Source organism: Sediminibacterium sp., from assembly GCF_051860225.1.
Classification (GTDB): Bacteria; Bacteroidota; Bacteroidia; order Chitinophagales; family Chitinophagaceae; genus Sediminibacterium.
In genome coordinates this window covers 1-15,387 of sequence record NZ_JBHYEI010000006.1, presented here as the reverse complement: position 1 = coordinate 15,387, position 15,387 = coordinate 1, and the positions used below count along the sequence as shown (strand labels likewise).

Annotated in this window: 17 protein-coding genes and 1 pseudogene; 14 read left to right on the top strand and 4 right to left on the bottom strand. The window is 32.7% G+C overall.

What is annotated here, in order from left to right:
• Nucleotides 1-200 precede the first annotated feature (200 nt).
• The 4 genes from ACTIEI_RS14685 (at nucleotide 201) to ACTIEI_RS14670 (ending at nucleotide 2,340) form a co-directional block, all read left to right on the top strand.
• Entirely contained in the window at nucleotides 201-500 is a 300-nt protein-coding gene (locus ACTIEI_RS14685) for a hypothetical protein (RefSeq protein WP_439507035.1), read from the top strand.
• 161 nt (nucleotides 501-661) lie between these two features.
• Nucleotides 662-961 (top strand): hypothetical protein, encoded by a 300-nt coding sequence (locus ACTIEI_RS14680; RefSeq protein ID WP_439507034.1) that lies wholly within the window; start codon nucleotides 662-664, stop codon nucleotides 959-961.
• A 39-nt stretch (nucleotides 962-1,000) separates the two neighbouring features.
• Entirely contained in the window at nucleotides 1,001-1,417 is a 417-nt protein-coding gene (locus ACTIEI_RS14675; RefSeq protein ID WP_439507033.1) for a hypothetical protein, read from the top strand.
• Between the two features lie 296 nt (nucleotides 1,418-1,713).
• A complete protein-coding gene (locus ACTIEI_RS14670) occupies nucleotides 1,714-2,340 on the top strand; it encodes an IS3 family transposase (RefSeq protein WP_439507037.1) in 627 nt (208 codons plus the stop codon).
• Between the two features lie 475 nt (nucleotides 2,341-2,815).
• Here ACTIEI_RS14670 and ACTIEI_RS14665 read toward each other — a convergent pair whose 3' ends face one another.
• The 4 genes from ACTIEI_RS14665 to ACTIEI_RS14650 all read right to left on the bottom strand — a co-directional run bounded on the left by ACTIEI_RS14665 (nucleotide 2,816) and on the right by ACTIEI_RS14650 (nucleotide 7,668).
• A complete protein-coding gene (locus tag ACTIEI_RS14665) occupies nucleotides 2,816-5,971 on the bottom strand; it encodes a M1 family aminopeptidase (protein ID WP_439507032.1) in 3,156 nt (1,051 codons plus the stop codon).
• Entirely contained in the window at nucleotides 5,971-6,840 is an 870-nt protein-coding gene (locus tag ACTIEI_RS14660) for an ABC transporter ATP-binding protein (RefSeq protein WP_439507031.1), read from the bottom strand. Before ACTIEI_RS14660 ends, ACTIEI_RS14665 begins: the two co-directional genes overlap by 1 nt.
• A 100-nt stretch (nucleotides 6,841-6,940) precedes the next feature.
• Nucleotides 6,941-7,147 carry a helix-turn-helix domain-containing protein gene (locus ACTIEI_RS14655; protein ID WP_439507030.1) on the bottom strand — a complete coding sequence of 69 codons (207 nt, stop codon included), beginning with the start codon at nucleotides 7,145-7,147 and terminating at the stop codon, nucleotides 6,941-6,943.
• A gap of 2 nt (nucleotides 7,148-7,149) precedes the next feature.
• Complete coding sequence (locus ACTIEI_RS14650; RefSeq protein ID WP_439507029.1) at nucleotides 7,150-7,668, bottom strand: DUF2975 domain-containing protein; 519 nt, start codon at nucleotides 7,666-7,668, stop codon at nucleotides 7,150-7,152.
• A 189-nt stretch (nucleotides 7,669-7,857) separates the two neighbouring features.
• On the opposite strand from ACTIEI_RS14650, the pseudogene ACTIEI_RS14645 reads away from it, so the two are divergent.
• The 10 genes and pseudogenes from ACTIEI_RS14645 to ACTIEI_RS14600 all read left to right on the top strand — a co-directional run.
• A pseudogene (locus ACTIEI_RS14645) lies at nucleotides 7,858-8,118 on the top strand (DUF6597 domain-containing transcriptional factor); the annotation flags it as partial.
• Nucleotides 8,113-8,610 (top strand): helix-turn-helix domain-containing protein, encoded by a 498-nt coding sequence (locus ACTIEI_RS14640; protein ID WP_439507036.1) that lies wholly within the window; start codon nucleotides 8,113-8,115, stop codon nucleotides 8,608-8,610. The pseudogene ACTIEI_RS14645 and the gene ACTIEI_RS14640, both read left to right, overlap by 6 nt.
• 73 nt (nucleotides 8,611-8,683) lie before the next feature.
• On the top strand, nucleotides 8,684-9,157 hold the full coding sequence (locus ACTIEI_RS14635) for a DUF6265 family protein (protein WP_439507028.1): 474 nt from the start codon (nucleotides 8,684-8,686) through the stop codon (nucleotides 9,155-9,157).
• A gap of 142 nt (nucleotides 9,158-9,299) precedes the next feature.
• Complete coding sequence (locus tag ACTIEI_RS14630; RefSeq protein WP_439507027.1) at nucleotides 9,300-9,833, top strand: DUF2975 domain-containing protein; 534 nt, start codon at nucleotides 9,300-9,302, stop codon at nucleotides 9,831-9,833.
• A gap of 3 nt (nucleotides 9,834-9,836) precedes the next feature.
• Nucleotides 9,837-10,052, top strand: a complete 216-nt coding sequence (locus ACTIEI_RS14625) for a helix-turn-helix domain-containing protein (protein WP_439507026.1) — start codon at nucleotides 9,837-9,839, stop codon at nucleotides 10,050-10,052.
• 99 nt (nucleotides 10,053-10,151) lie between these two features.
• Complete coding sequence (locus ACTIEI_RS14620) at nucleotides 10,152-11,132, top strand: alpha/beta fold hydrolase (protein ID WP_439507025.1); 981 nt, start codon at nucleotides 10,152-10,154, stop codon at nucleotides 11,130-11,132.
• On the top strand, nucleotides 11,089-11,619 hold the full coding sequence (locus tag ACTIEI_RS14615; RefSeq protein ID WP_439507024.1) for an ankyrin repeat domain-containing protein: 531 nt from the start codon (nucleotides 11,089-11,091) through the stop codon (nucleotides 11,617-11,619). The genes ACTIEI_RS14620 and ACTIEI_RS14615 overlap by 44 nt, the downstream gene beginning before the upstream one ends.
• A gap of 6 nt (nucleotides 11,620-11,625) precedes the next feature.
• Entirely contained in the window at nucleotides 11,626-12,666 is a 1,041-nt protein-coding gene (locus ACTIEI_RS14610) for an acyltransferase family protein (RefSeq protein WP_439507023.1), read from the top strand.
• Between the two features lie 27 nt (nucleotides 12,667-12,693).
• On the top strand, nucleotides 12,694-14,418 hold the full coding sequence (locus ACTIEI_RS14605) for a CocE/NonD family hydrolase (protein ID WP_439507022.1): 1,725 nt from the start codon (nucleotides 12,694-12,696) through the stop codon (nucleotides 14,416-14,418).
• A gap of 56 nt (nucleotides 14,419-14,474) precedes the next feature.
• Nucleotides 14,475-15,281 (top strand): hypothetical protein, encoded by an 807-nt coding sequence (locus ACTIEI_RS14600; protein WP_439507021.1) that lies wholly within the window; start codon nucleotides 14,475-14,477, stop codon nucleotides 15,279-15,281.
• Nucleotides 15,282-15,387: the final 106 nt, after the last annotated feature.

Sequence of the window (15,387 nt, the reverse complement as noted above, 5' to 3'; positions counted from 1 at the left end):
CTTGGTCAAAAGGCAAAAAGCCCTCAAAAGCTTTTTTGCCTTTTGTTTAAAAATTGCACTTATCAGTTGAACTCAGCAAATATAAAAAGTCGATTTATTTTAATAGTTTCAAAACTAATTGGACTGGTTATGTTCTTGTTTGTCCTTTAATAAAAAATACACTTTATCAATTCAAATTCTCAAAGTATATTTCACATCCAATGCTAAAGAAAATTATTGACGGAGCATTTTGGAATTATTCTTTTTATGGTAAGTATCCAAATGGTAAATATATTTTCATGAATAGTGAAAAAATTATAGTTTATCCACCTATTGATTCAATTGTTTCATACGAGGAAAGAATCAATAACAATTTCTTTTATAAAGGACTTCTTGAAATTAAATCATCAATAAAAATAGAATTTGGTAATTGTTCAATTTGTAAACATCTCTGGGATACCTATTATATAGGAGAAGATAAATTCAGTGTTTGTAAAAAAGATATTTTAATAAACCGCTGATTAACAAGTTTAAATTTTGAGTACTACTTCAATTATCAACCATTCCAATCAAAACACCCCAACCCCAATCCCCCCCCCAAAAAAAAATACACCCAAAGCATACTCAATAAACGCACCCTTTAACCTAAGGACATAAAACCCATATAAGAAATCAGCAACTTATGACTACAAGTAATCAAAATTTATCCTTTTCGCTTTCCGATGGTATCATAGAAGTATCTGATGAAAAATTAATCATAACAGACAAAGCAAAGAATGATAGACTATTATTATTGGTAACCGCCATGATAACTATCATGCTATCCTTAAGTATCATTTACAAATGGTTTATTGCCCGAGAAACATACTATTTAGTTGTAGGGTCCATACTATTGATTCCGAATATTGGACTATTGTGGAAATGGTACAAAGAATTCAGGTTTGTAGAAAGCACCATTAAGTTTAGCGACATTCTTAAATGACTTGTCCTGAAATGAGTTTACACTAAAAAAGGTGTAAAAATGAGCAAACCAGCATTCAAAAGATCTACAGGATCCTTCAGTGACAATGAAAAGCATGTAATTATTCAAGATTTCTTAAAAGGGGGTAAATCAAAAGACGAGATTTGGCGAAAGTATACTGGTTCAGCCGACCATGGCCGTTTACTAAGCTGGATGAGAGATTTAGGATATTTAACCACTTCTCAGCAAATAATGCCTAAACTTGCTTTAAATGGTTATGACATGGCCAAAAAGAAGTATGAGTTTACGAATCCTGAAGATGAGTATGAGAATTTACAATTAAAGAATCGGATTGCTGATTTAGAAAAGAAACTTAAAGATGCAGAACTGAAGGCAATTGCTTTTTCTACAATGGTTGATATAGCCGAAAAAGAATTTAAAATCTCCATTCGAAAAAAGTTCAATACCAAACAATAGAAGAAACGAAAAGGAATTTTCCACACATAGGTTTAGCCAAGTTATGTGGTTGGTTTGGTATTTCTAGGCAGGCTTATTACCAGCAAAATAATAGTGATGCGCTATTTGCATTAGAATCTACACTAGTTGTGAGAGAGGTACAACAAATTAGAGAAAAGCATAAAAGAATTGGTGGTCGCAAGCTTTATTTTATGCTTCAACCATTTTTGCAAGAACATAATATTAGAATGGGCAGAGATGCGCTATTTACAATGCTCTCAGCAAATTTTTTGCTAGTTCGAAAAAGAAAAAGGTAAATTAAAACAACCAACTCATATCACCGTTTTAAGAAGTATCCAAATTTAATTCGTGGATTTGTTGCAACCGCAATAAATCAGCTTTGGGTAAGCGATATTACTTATTGGAAAATAAACGGAACTAAGCACGTTTACATTAGTTTAATAACGGATGTTTATTCGCACAAAATTGTTGGCTACCACGTAGCTGAAACCTTGGCGGTAATTGAAACTATAAAAGCATTGAATAATGCGCTTTTAGCTTTAGGGCCAAAGCGTCCTATTCAATTGGTTCATCATAGTGATAGAGGTTTTCAATATTGTAATCCAGATTATGTTAATCTTTTATTGGCTAATAAGATTGGTATTAGTATGACAGAGAATAGTGACCCATTAGAAAATGCTCTTGCTGAAAGAGTTAATGGAATCATTAAAGAAGAATATTTATATGCTTATGAGGTAAGTAACATAAAAGAAGCCAGGTCTTTATTGGATAATGTTATTGATTTATATAATAATGAACGTCCACACATGAGTATTGGCAATCTAATGCCTAATCAGGTTCATCAAACTTCTGAATTAATAGAGGCAAAGAAATTATGGAAGAATTATTACAGGAAACAAACTACGTTTGTAAACCAGTCGTAGGATTAAAAATGTAAATGACAATCTATTACAGGACTAATTAATAAATATGTAAACTTTATTTAGGACGAGTCACCCGACCCCAATCCCCCCAACCATACCACTCCCCCCATAAACACCCTTCCCTTCCCTAACACCAACCGACTCTCGAAACTGGATATGCCAGCGTTGTATGACCAAACAATGATTGTTACCAATCAATTAATCTTAGTAGAAGCAGGTCTCGTTACCATCCTCGACACACTATTCGCAAATCTGTTCACCTCCTTAACCCTTGAATTCCATTACCAACCCATCTACCCATACGATGGACTACTTATAAAGGAAGGAGTGCGATACAAATGCGTATCCTAGATGAAAACAACCCTAATCCAGATAGGATATATATCCGTATTGGGAATGTGATGGTGTGATAGATAGGAAATCATGGATTAGGGCTAGATTCCTTTGGGCAAAAGAAGGGTAGTCTATTATTCACCTATTCTTCGAAGAGTTTTTTAATTATTTCATGATGTTTCTTATCTGAAACTTTATAAACTTCCTCTAGGAAATCAGTAGAGATAGGTTTTGAAGCTGGGTATTTATGTATAGCAAGAAAGTTCTTCAATGCTGAATTAACTTTATCCTCACTTATTAACTCACTTAATTTATACATTGCCACTACCCCCTTGGAATAACTAATATGTGATTGATTACCCAATACTTTAATAAGGGGAGCGTCACCTAAAAATCCTTTTTCACTATTAAAAATATCTTGGTGCATGGCTATACTTTCTTCAACTTTTGGTTTGCCATACATTTTTTTGAGTAACATCAACTCGGTATACATTGCCAATGTTTCAGTTAGCATAGCATGACCTTCTCGCTGATCTGGATCTATTTGACTATTCCCCCACCATAAATGCGCCAATTCGTGTCCGGCCAATTCGTTAATTACATCTTGTTGTTTATCTGCCAGAATATTACTATGGAACGCCATATTCTCGTTCATGTAAATAGTTGCAGGATAGGCAGTTGCATTAAATCCTTTTGTAAAACCTGAGATCTCAGCAAAACGGATGGTTTTAAATGGATAGTTGCCAAAATTGCTTTCGCAATAATCCATAGTGATTTTTGCATTCTTCATTAAATAAGCTACATTCTCAGCATGTGCTGGATGATAATATACTTCAAAGCTTTTTCCTTTATAGTTTTCTTTTGTAACTGCATAATTGGCCGAAGAAATGGCAAATCTAAAAGGGATAGCATCAACTTTAAACTGAGATACTGGCCTATCTTTTTCATTCCACTGCTTCGTTAATTCACCAACTCCAATTACTGTTTGTTTGGCTTCTGTAGAAACGGTCATATCTAATGATATAAAATCATCTTTCAATACCTTTGGAGCTTCCAAAGAAGTAATTTGGGTTCGTTTTCCCAATTGATACTGTGTTCTACTATTTTCATCTTCAGTTTCATTAGAAGCATCATATCCAATCTGAGGATAATATCGACTTATGCGCATAAAACTTCCATTTTCAACAATTGCATTAAACGATCGATGTCCGTTTATGGGTTTCCATTGATAGAATAGTTCATAATCGAAACCGATTTTTTGGTTAGGAGTAATTGCTTGTTTTAGTTGAATAATTTGGTATTGATTGTTGATTGAAATTTCCTCATTTTCAGTGCGTAAGAAAGCTTTTTTAATTTCAAACCCATTTGAGAAGTTTACCAGGATTTCACTAATTGGTTGTTCTGTTTTGTTTTCTAAAATATAATTCCCCTTTATACTATAGGCATTTTTAGAAGGAAATAAATCTACTCTCGTGGTTACTTTTGTAATGGTAGGTTGAGGTTTATTTTGAAATGCCCGGAATTGCTTTTCGTAATTTATTTGCTCCATTTCAATTATGTTGCTATCCTTTGAAACATATCCGGTAACCATATTCTTACCTACATAAGATACCAAACCAATACTGCAAAATAGTACTAGCCAAAATGAAACCTTCTTAATCGATTGTCTATTTTGGTGTATGCAATACAAAAGCACTATAAAGATCATAAACCCGAATAATAGTCTTTGTACAAATGCATTTTCATAACTTCCAAATCCATTCATATCACTATATTCAAATGAGATGGTTTGTAAGAACTTCAACAAAGGATATTGCACAACAGACTTGCCTAATGATGTGGTCATCAGCAAAACAAAAAGCCCGGAAATAGCTAATGCTAAATACTTGTTTTTAATGAGTTTTTGAAAGATTAAAGTAAACCCAGCAACTAGCACTAAAGGTAAAGTATTGAATAAAAAGATTTTTGCATACACATTCCATTCGATATTTGGGTACTTGTAAATTATCTGAAAAGCAATTCCTTCCAAAATTAAAATCGTTGTTAATCCAATACTCAATCCAATTACAGTAAGCCAAATAGAACAAAATTTAACTCTGTAATTAGTGGTACTTTCTTCTATATAATTAAAGTTTGAAGCTTTACTGCGCCAAAACAAATCGTTTCCATAAAAAACCAAAACCAATGCACCAATAACATAGAAATTTTGAATAATGGTAGAAACCATCAAGCCAGATGAAGCATATTTTTGTGGTATACGAATTCCTTTTTCTATTTCTGCATATATTTCCATTCCAACGGCAAAAAGTAAACTCAATACAATCAACACAAATGGGATGCTTTTTACTATATATAACCAATTCATTTTCGTAAAAGAGAAAAGAGATTGAATTTTTACTTTAGCTGAATTTTCAGTAGATACAAATGCAAATGGGAGAGTAGCAGCTTGGTTGGGAGCATGTTTTACTTTAGCTGATTTTACTTTTTTGATAATTGAAAATTGATTGCTAATGATTACCAGTATTAAAACAGAAAGCAGTAAAATGCCAACTCTGTTGGCTAATAGGATTCCGATTAATGATACAAACTCGGTATTTCTTTCTTGAACCGATAAATGTGCTGTTTGATTAAAGTATGCCGACATACCAAAAGGATCAAGAATAGCCGAAATAAATTGTGCTTGCTTGGATTGTGGTAAATTATTGGCCATAAATGGTGAGCTTGAAAATACCATACTCACCATATAAAGTATATACAGTAACAAGCCACTCACATAAATAAATAGTTTATTTTTTGTTACCCAACCCGCCGATGCAGTAATAGCCACTACAAAAAGGGTATTGATTGCCGTGAAAATTATTATTGGAAAAATATAAAAGAAAATATTGAAAGGTATATTTATCATTCCTGCTGAAGAAAATGATCTACCTATGAAAAAGCTGATAGTAAGCATTAATGTAAAACTGAAGCTCAGTAAAAAAATGGATACAAAGCGACTCCAAAGAAATTGTTTTTTTGAAATAGGCAAAGCAAAATAAATGAGATTCAGATTGTAATCTATTTCCTTTAATGCTGTTTGTGCTGATAATATTGTTGCAAAAAAAATGCTTGTTAAACTTAAAAATGCGGTAATAAATGCTACTTGATAGGGAGAATTATACCCCAGATTTTCGGAAATGGTAAAACGAGCATTTTCGCCGCCAAATATGCCTAGTGCAATTATTGTAACGAGTAAAAGAAGAAATCTCCAGTTTTTGCAGTACGATTTTATATCGAATAAAATAAGTTTTTTCATCATTAGAGTTGATTTAAATTATTGAAATACACTTCTTCCAATGTTGGATTTACTGCTTCAAATTCAAGTAATGTTTTTTCGGAATACACTTGAATATTCAACTTCCCGCCAACATAATGAGACGAAATCACATTTGAATTGGTTTTATATTGTTCCAGTTCTGCTTTTTGAATTTGTTTTTGCCAGATTTTGCCTTTTAGTTCTGCTACAAAATCATTGGGGTTGCCTTGTAGCACAACTTTTCCATTTTTTATAATGGCCATTTTAGAACAAAGATTTCTAACATCTTCTACCAAATGAGTAGATAGAATTACTATCCTTTCTACACCAATTTCTGAAAGCAATCCATTAAAACGATTACGTTCTTCTGGATCTAAACCAGCTGTAGGTTCGTCTACAATGATGATTTTTGGATTGCCTAATAAAGCTTGCGCAACACCAAAACGCTGACGCATTCCACCCGAAAAAGTATATACTTCTTTGTTTTTATGAGAAGACAGATTTACTTTTTCTAGTAATGAATCAATTTGTTCTTTGCGTTCCTTTTTGTTGGCAACTCCCTTTATTATAGCAATATGATTCAACAAGTCTTGTGCTGATATTTTAGGGTAAACCCCAAAATCTTGTGGTAGAAAACCCAGTTGCTGTTTAATAAACTGGGGGTTTTCCAGAATATTCATTCCGTTTAGTAGTATCTCTCCTGCATCAGCTGGTTGTAAGCCTACTATTGTTCGCATTAATGATGATTTTCCTGCTCCGTTCGGGCCTAATAAACCAAACATCCCATTATTGATTTCTAATGAAATATTATTCAAAGCTTGTACGCCATTTGCGTAAGTCTTTGTGAGATTTTTGATGGATAAACTGTTCATTTACTGAATATTTTAATGTTTTTAAAAGTTCGCCTTAGGCAAATGATTATCTGTCAATAGCAATGAAGCTATTGTTACGTTGGATAATATGTGAATGGATTTATTCTGTTACATACTCAATAATATCGCCAGGTTGGCATTTCAATGCTTTACAAATTGCTTCTAGTGTATCAAATCGGATACCTTTGGCTTTACCTGTTTTTAGAATAGACAAATTTGCTGGAGTGATATCCAAAATATCTGCCAATTCTTTGCTTTGCATTTTGCGTTTTGCAAGCATCACATCTATGTTTACAATGATTGGCATAATTAAATAAATAAGTCTTGTTCGTTTTGTATTTGTAATCCTTGTTTGAAAATGGCAGCCATGAAATAGGCAAAAACACCAAGAAAAAAATGAATTACAGCAACAAACTCTAATCCTTCTTCAATTTTTCCAGCAAAAATTGACGCTAATAAAATCTCAAGAAAAGGGAGCGTAATATTTGCCAAGTAAAAATTTCTTAATTGATTGACACCATACTTTGTAAATAATTTAGGTTTACGAAATGCATTAAAAACATTGCTTAGCAACAAAAAGAAAATCCCGTAAAATCCAATTGGAATTAAAAAGTTGAAAATTTTATATGCCCAATTGTTTTCTCCATTTAGAAAATGTTTTTCTGAAAATGGAAAACATATAGAATAATATTGGCCGTTTTCTCTGATAATTACACTCCATTCTGTGAGGAGCGTTAACAATGAATAAAAAGTTGTTGCTAAATATAGTACTGCAACAATCCTGGTGATATAAAATAATATCGTGGAAGTGATTTTTACGTTTTTCATGCTAAAAACTTGATTAATTACTGCAAATGTATAAATAATTATCGTAAAACAATAATTATCAAAATATTTTTTTTATCTTCGATTTGTAAATAGATCAGTTTTACTACTGACCAAAATGAGTGAATAATGAATTATCAAGTTTTTGATCCTTGCCAGGATCTTTCTACACTTGTATAATGCTATTGGACATTAGAAAGCCCAAAAGAAGATAATCCTGAAAGACAGACCATTGTTCCTGACGGTTGTATGGAAATGATTTTTCATTATGGAGATTTATACAAACAGTATGTTGAAAATGGAAACCACATATTTCAACCTAAATGTTTTGTAATAGGACAACTAACCCGTCCACTTGAAATTGAGCCAATAGGGGAGACTGGAATTTTTTCGGTTCGCTTTTATCCTGAAGGGTTTTTGCCTTTTGCAACAGTACCTATTAAAGAAATGGAGAATAAAGCCATTTCATTAGAACAATTATTTGGGACTGAAGGGCTCAAGATCGAACAACTGATAGTAAATGCCATTTCAACTGCTGAAAGAATCAATCATATTGAAAACTTTTTATTGAGTCGTTTAGTATCATTGGAAACCATTGATCGTATCATCAAATCTACGATCGACACTATTTTAACTGCTAACGGTCAGCTCTCTGTTGCCGAGCTTTCTAAACAAATTAATATAAACCGTAGGCAATTGGAGCGTAAATTCTCTTCTGCTATTGGCTTAAGCCCGAAACAACTCTCCAAAACAATAAGACTACAGAATACACTTAAATTATTAATCAATAAAAAGTTTACAAGTCTTACAGCTTTGGCTTATGAAGGAGATTTCTATGATCAGGCACATTTTATAAAAGATTTCAGAGAGTTTACAGGACATACTCCAAAGGAATTTTACGGTAACAACCTTAAAATGTCTTCTCTATTTTATGGAACAGATTAGTCTTGTCGCATTCTTACAATTTTATGTTTGAAACTGAACTCAACTTCGTCAGCATAAATAAAAACTCATCATTATGTATAAGAAAACAGTATTGGCAATTTTTAGTGTCATTATTTTTTGCAGCTGGTCATTGCAACCAAAAAACGAAATTAAAAATGCGGAATGGCTTATAGGCACTTGGGAAAACAAAACTCCAAATGGAAGTATATATGAAACATGGGCTAAAGTAAGTGATGTAGAACTTTCAGGAAAAAGCTACATGCTTAAAGAAAAAGATACAATCGTTTTTGAGACAATTCGCCTGATTCAGGAGAATAACAACTTATTCTATATGCCGAAAGTTAAAAACCAAAATGATAATATGCCTGTTCGCTTTAAAGCGAAAACTGCATCCAACAATGAGTTGATCTTTGAAAATCCTAACCATGATTTTCCTCAAATTATAGCTTACTCAAAAATCAATGCTAATGCTTTAGTTGCTGAAATTGCTGGTACTAAAAACGGCAAGGAGCGAAAACAAATCTTCCCTATGAGTCGTGTGAAATAAAAAAGGCGACTAAAATACCGTCAAATCCACAAATTTGCCGTTCATGCAGTAAATAATAAATATTTTTTGACAAAAAATGTAAATTTGTTGTTTATCAATAAATATATATTATCTTTGCTGTATCAATTTAAAATTTGAATAGATGAAAAAGTTTGACAACCTGGTATTTATGGTCTTGTACATTATAGCCTGGATAATTTTTGTAGGCTTGAGTATAGAAGCCGGCGGATTGATTGTGAACTTCGTTTTTAGCATATTCAAACCAGAATTTGTTGGTAATCTGTACCAAAAGCTGGATTTAACTTTAATGTATCAGCAAAACGTCTGGGCTTTTTACGGAATGTATAGTTTTGTATTATTTATTGCTGTTTTTAAAGCAATGCTTTTTTATAGCGTTATAGATCTACTTCACAAAATAGATTTAGCAAAGCCATTTAGTAGTTTTGTTTCCAAAAAAATTTTACAGATCAGCTACTTTACTTTTACTATTGGAATATTTAGTCATATAGCAAAGCAAATAGCTAAGTACTTGTCTCATCATTTCGAAATTGACAAACTCAATCAATTTTGGGTGGATAGTGAAGCTTTTATTTTGATGGCTGCGATTGTCTATGTTATTGCACTTATTTTCAAGAAAGGGATTGAAATTCAAAATGAAAATGATTTAACTGTATAAGCTATGCCAATCATTGTGAACTTAGATGTTATGATGGCAAAGAGAAAGATGTCGCTTAATGAGCTATCAGAAAGAGTGGAGTTGACACTTTCTAATTTATCAATTTTAAAAACAGGAAAAGCTAAAGCGATTCGTTTTAGCACTTTAGAAGCTATATGTAAGGTACTCGATTGTCAGCCTGCTGATATTTTAGAATATGTTAATGAAGGAAGCCCATAGTACAATAAAATAAATCATCCAATTTTTTAGTCAAATTAAATTTCACAAACTGTGATACAGTACACCTATGTGCCTATAATAAACAAAAACATTAAAAATATGATTTTAAAAATAATATCAAATATCAAAAAAAATGCTTTCCATGTAATGCTTATTTCTGTTTTTGCATTACCTGCTCTTGGACAAAATACAAGTATTCAAAAAGACACTTTAAAAGCTGCCAATATTGAAGCAATCTTATATACAGGCGAGAGTAAAGACCAACCTTTAATAGTTGGCTTGGGTGGTTCAGAAGGTGGTAATGCATGGGAAAGGAATCGTTGGAAAAAAACAAGAGATGCTTTTTTAGAGAAAGGGTATGCTTTTTTAGCCATTGGATATTTTGGTTGTGAAGGAACACCCAAGATCTTAAATAGGATTGCCATTGATGATGTATACAATGCAATTGCGATGGCAAAAAAAAGAAAAAAAATAAACAATAAAAAAATTGCGGTAATAGGAGGGTCAAGAGGAGCAGATCTAGCATTATTGTTGGGGAGCTATTATAAAGACATTAAATGCGTGGTAGCCATGTCTTCGAGCCATGCTGTTTTTCCTGGTCATACAATGGATTTTACTACTCCCTGTTGGACTTTTGAAGGAAAAGATTTGCCATTTATACCAGTAAATGATGAAGCAGTCCCATTTATGATGAAAAGGGATTTGAGAAAAACATTTGAAGTGATGCTAAAAGACACTATTGCTGAACAAAAAGCATTGATAAAAGTAGAAAATACTAACGGGTCGATACTCTTGATGTCTGCTACTAAAGACGAAATGATACCTGCTGTTCAAATGGGTGAAAAAATGATCTTAAGATTAAGCAATAGCGGTTTTAAACATCCCTACGAACATGTAATCCTTGAAGGTGCACACGAAGAACCAACAAAGCATTTTGATAAAATCTTTTCTTTTTTAGAAACCAATTTTAAAAACAAAAAAAAAAACAATGACTTCACAAACAATTACTCGAATCAAACAATTATCATTCATTTTAATGATAACCTCAGTCCTTTCATTTCCAGCTTTTGGGCAAAATAATCAAAGCAAAAAAGTAACTGCAAGTCAAACAGTACCTTCTGTTGATATTCATACAGCGGTTATGAAAGATAATATAGCTGCAGTAAAACAACATATAGCTGCAAAGTCGGATATCAATGAAAAGGAAAAATTTGGCGGTAGTACCCCATTGATAAGTGCTTCACTATTTGGCAAAACTGAAATCGCAAAATTGCTGATTGACGCTGGCGCAAAGCTCAATATTCAAAATAATGAAGGCTCTACAGCACTTATTACTGCTGCCTTTTTTTGCAAACCTGAAATAGTGAAAATGTTGCTTGCTAAAAAAGCGGATAAAACAATTAAAAATAAATATGGCAATACAGCTCTTGAAACTGTTTCTGCTCCCTTTCAAGATGCAAAGCCAATTTATGATATTATGGGTAGCTCATTGGCACCTTTAGGAGTGAAATTCGATTATGAATATTTGAAAAAAACCAGGCCGCAAATAGCTGCAATGTTAAAATAGAAAACAATGAAAGATAGAAAACACTTTATTGATTGGATACGAGTAATTGCCATTGTTTTATTGTTGGTTTATCATGTGGCAATTGCTTTCCAACCATGGGGCCTTATGATTGGGTTTATAGTAAATACAGAACCATGGGTGACATTATGGATTCCTATGACCATGCTGAACATTTGGCGAATACCTATTTTGTTTTTCATAGCAGGTATTGGTGTTTTCTACTCTTTCCAAAATAGAAACTGGCATCAGTTATTAAAAGAAAGAGCTTTACGAATAGGTATACCATTTGCATTTGGGTTTGTATTTATTGCCCCATTATATCTGCTCTTACTACAAAAATATTATGAATGGAAACTTCAATACATTCCAAATAGTTCACACCTTTGGTTTTTGGGAAATATTTTATGCTATGTTATTTTAACTATTGCTCCACTATATTTTTTGAAGAAGGAATCAAATAGCTTATTTGCACTTAAGCTTCGAAAACTATTTAGCAGTCCGATCATTTTTTTAATAGTAATTGTTTGCTTTGTAATAGAAACAATTATTGCCAAACCGCCTATTTATGAAATGTATGCTTTAACTACTCATGGTTTCTTTTTAGGATGGTTAGCCTTTATCTTCGGATGTTTATTTGCTTTTTCCGGAGATGTTTTTTGGAATAACTTGTCAAAATATAGATGGATTTTTCTGATTCTTGCCATTTCATTATTTGCAATAAGAATCACTAATAGTGCATCATTTCCTAATAATATAAATTTACCTGCTGAAACCTGTATTTGGGTTTTTACGATTTTTGCATTTGGTAAGCAGTATCTAAATTTCTCCAACAAATCACTTTCTTATCTCTCAAAAGCTGCATACCCTATTTATATCCTTCACATGATATTTATTGGAATTTCTTGCAGCTTGATATTACCATTGGAAATGAATGTAAAGCTTAAGTTTTGCTGTGTATTGTTAGGAACATTTGCTGGAAGTATGCTTAGCTATGAATTAATAAAAAGGAATAAATATTCGAGAATACTATTTGGTATATATAAATGATTTTAAAGTAAAATACAATCAAAAAATATGAAAGATAAATTAGTCAAATTGCTTTTTGTGTTGCTTATAGCATGCACAATAGTTCAAGCACAGCAAACAAACCTGCCTGATAGCTTTTACACCATTCAAGATAGTATACTCATTAAAGCTCGAGATGGAGCAAGTATTTCTGTTTTAGTAGTTCGGAAAAAAGGGGAGGAAAAACCTTTGCCTGTGATTTTTGGGTTTACTATTTATGCCAGAAAAACAGATGTAAACAAAGCCAAGCAAGCTGCTGACAAAGGTTATGTTGGTGTGTATGCATATACGAGAGGTAAAAAAAACAGCCCCGATGAAGTGATTCCTTATGAGCACGATGGAGATGACGCTTATGATGTAATTGATTGGATAAGTAAACAAGAATGGTGCAATGGGAGTGTGGGAATGTACGGAGGTAGTTATAATGGTTTTTCACAATGGGCTTCCACCAAAAATTTACACCCGGCCTTAAAAACAATTGTACCCTCAGCTTCTGCTGCACCTGGCCTTGATGCGCCGATGATGAACAATGTAGTAATGAACTTTCAATTCTCATGGACTTATTATGTTTCTAATAATAAGTACTTAGACAATGATGATTACAATAATCGAAAACAGTGGAGTGATATGGAACAGAAGTGGTTTGAAACAGGTAGTTCATATCGTACATTCGATAGCTTGTTGGGGAGGCCTAAAAACAAAATATTCAATAAATGGCTTGATCATCCTACTTATGATAACTATTGGCAAAGAATGATTCCAAACAAAGATCAGTATGCTAAAATTAATATTCCTGTACTTACCACAACAGGTTATTTTGATGGTGGTCAAGTAGGTGCGCTGCATTATATGAGAGAATTAGACAGGTATAATCCTAATGCCAATCAATACCTGATTATTGGCCCTTACGGACACTTCGGATCACAAGGGTCTCCCGATAGTGTTTATAATGGATATAAAATTGATTCGGTAGCCAATATTTCTATTACGAATATTATTTTTCAATGGTTCGATTACATTCTTAAAAATAAAACCAAACCTGGTTTCCTGCAAGACCGAATTAATTATCAGGTGATGGGCACTAATAGCTGGAAACATGCAAAATCATTGGCTAATGTAAGTAATGATAGCCTTACTTTTTTCTTAGATAATTCAAATAAGCATCTTCTAAATCCACAGAAAGCAAGTAAAATTGATTTTGCCAAAATGAAAGTAGATTATAAGGATAGAAGTTCTATGAATAGCTATTATTATGCTTTCAGGCTTATTTGGGAAGGCTTAAATGCCGGAGGCGGTATAATGTATAAAACGGCTGCTTTAAAGAAAGAGGTAGAATTTACAGGTTGTTTTACAGGGCAAATGAATGTTTCAATTAATAAGAGAGATCTAGATTATAGCGCTGTATTGTTCGAACAAAAAGCTGATGGTAAATACTATTATCTCACTTATTTTATGGGAAGGGCCAGTTATGCTAAAGACAATAAACAAAGAGCATTGTTAACTCCCGATAAAAAAACAGCATTGCCATTTTCTAACAGCTATTTTACCAGTAGAAAACTTAGCAAGGGAAGTAAACTTGTATTAATAGTTAATGTAAATAAAAGTTCATCTGAGCAAATTAATTATGGTACAGGCAAGGATGTAAATGAAGAAACAATTAAAGATGCAGGAGATCCTTTAATAATTAAGTGGTATAATGATAGTTTTATTAAAATCCCGATTTGGAAAAATTAGTGGTCAAACACGCTGAAAAAAACTAAAAAGTTAACAACATTTAAATAACAAATATTATGAAGACGAGATTATTAACTGCACTATTATTTTGTGCTTCAACATTACTTGCCCAGAAGAGCGATACTCTTCAAATTACTTCAGAAAACATTAATACCAAAGTATTAAGGGAAGGGACGAATCGTTATCTGGTTTATTTTAAAATGAAAAAGGATTCGGTGCGTACTCAAACACAATTTTGGACGAGAACAATAAAACGTACTGATTATAACGGCAAACCTGCTATTGAAATAACCCAGGAATGGGAAGACAAAGACAGTATCATGCATATCGTAAAATCTATTTCTGATGCAACAACCATGCAGCCTTTGTATCATAAAACCTGGTGGAATGTGCAAACATCTAGAACATCTACTACTAAATCTATCAATTCTACTATAGTAGATTTTTTAAGCAAAACAGTTGATCATAATGGTAAAATTTTGAGTAATGCAGATACAGCTATTCAGTCGAAGAGAATTTGGGATGGATATAAATCATCTCTTGATAAGTATTACTTAAACTGGCATTTAGATTTAGAAACTTTTCCTTTATTGCCGTATAGAAAAGGGGCAACTTTTGTAGTTCCGTTTTATGATCCAGGCACTGCCTCTAATTTTCAAAAAGTAGCTTATACCGTTACTGGTTCTGCAGAATTGATCGGTTATGACGATAAAAAAATTGATTGCTGGCTTTTGGTACACGAATCAAAAGGAAATAAAGAGGTATTTTGGATTAGTAAGAAAACAAAAGAAGTTTTAAAGTTAGAGCAGGAAATTGGCGGCCGAGCATACCGTTATAAAATAAGATTGGGATTTAGTAATTAGCATTTGCTGAAGCACTAATGAACAAAAATTCTAAGTTCAAGTAATAAGTGCAATTTTTTGTTGTAGCACTTGATTAGGGGTTAAGTAATTAAATTTTCTAACTGGT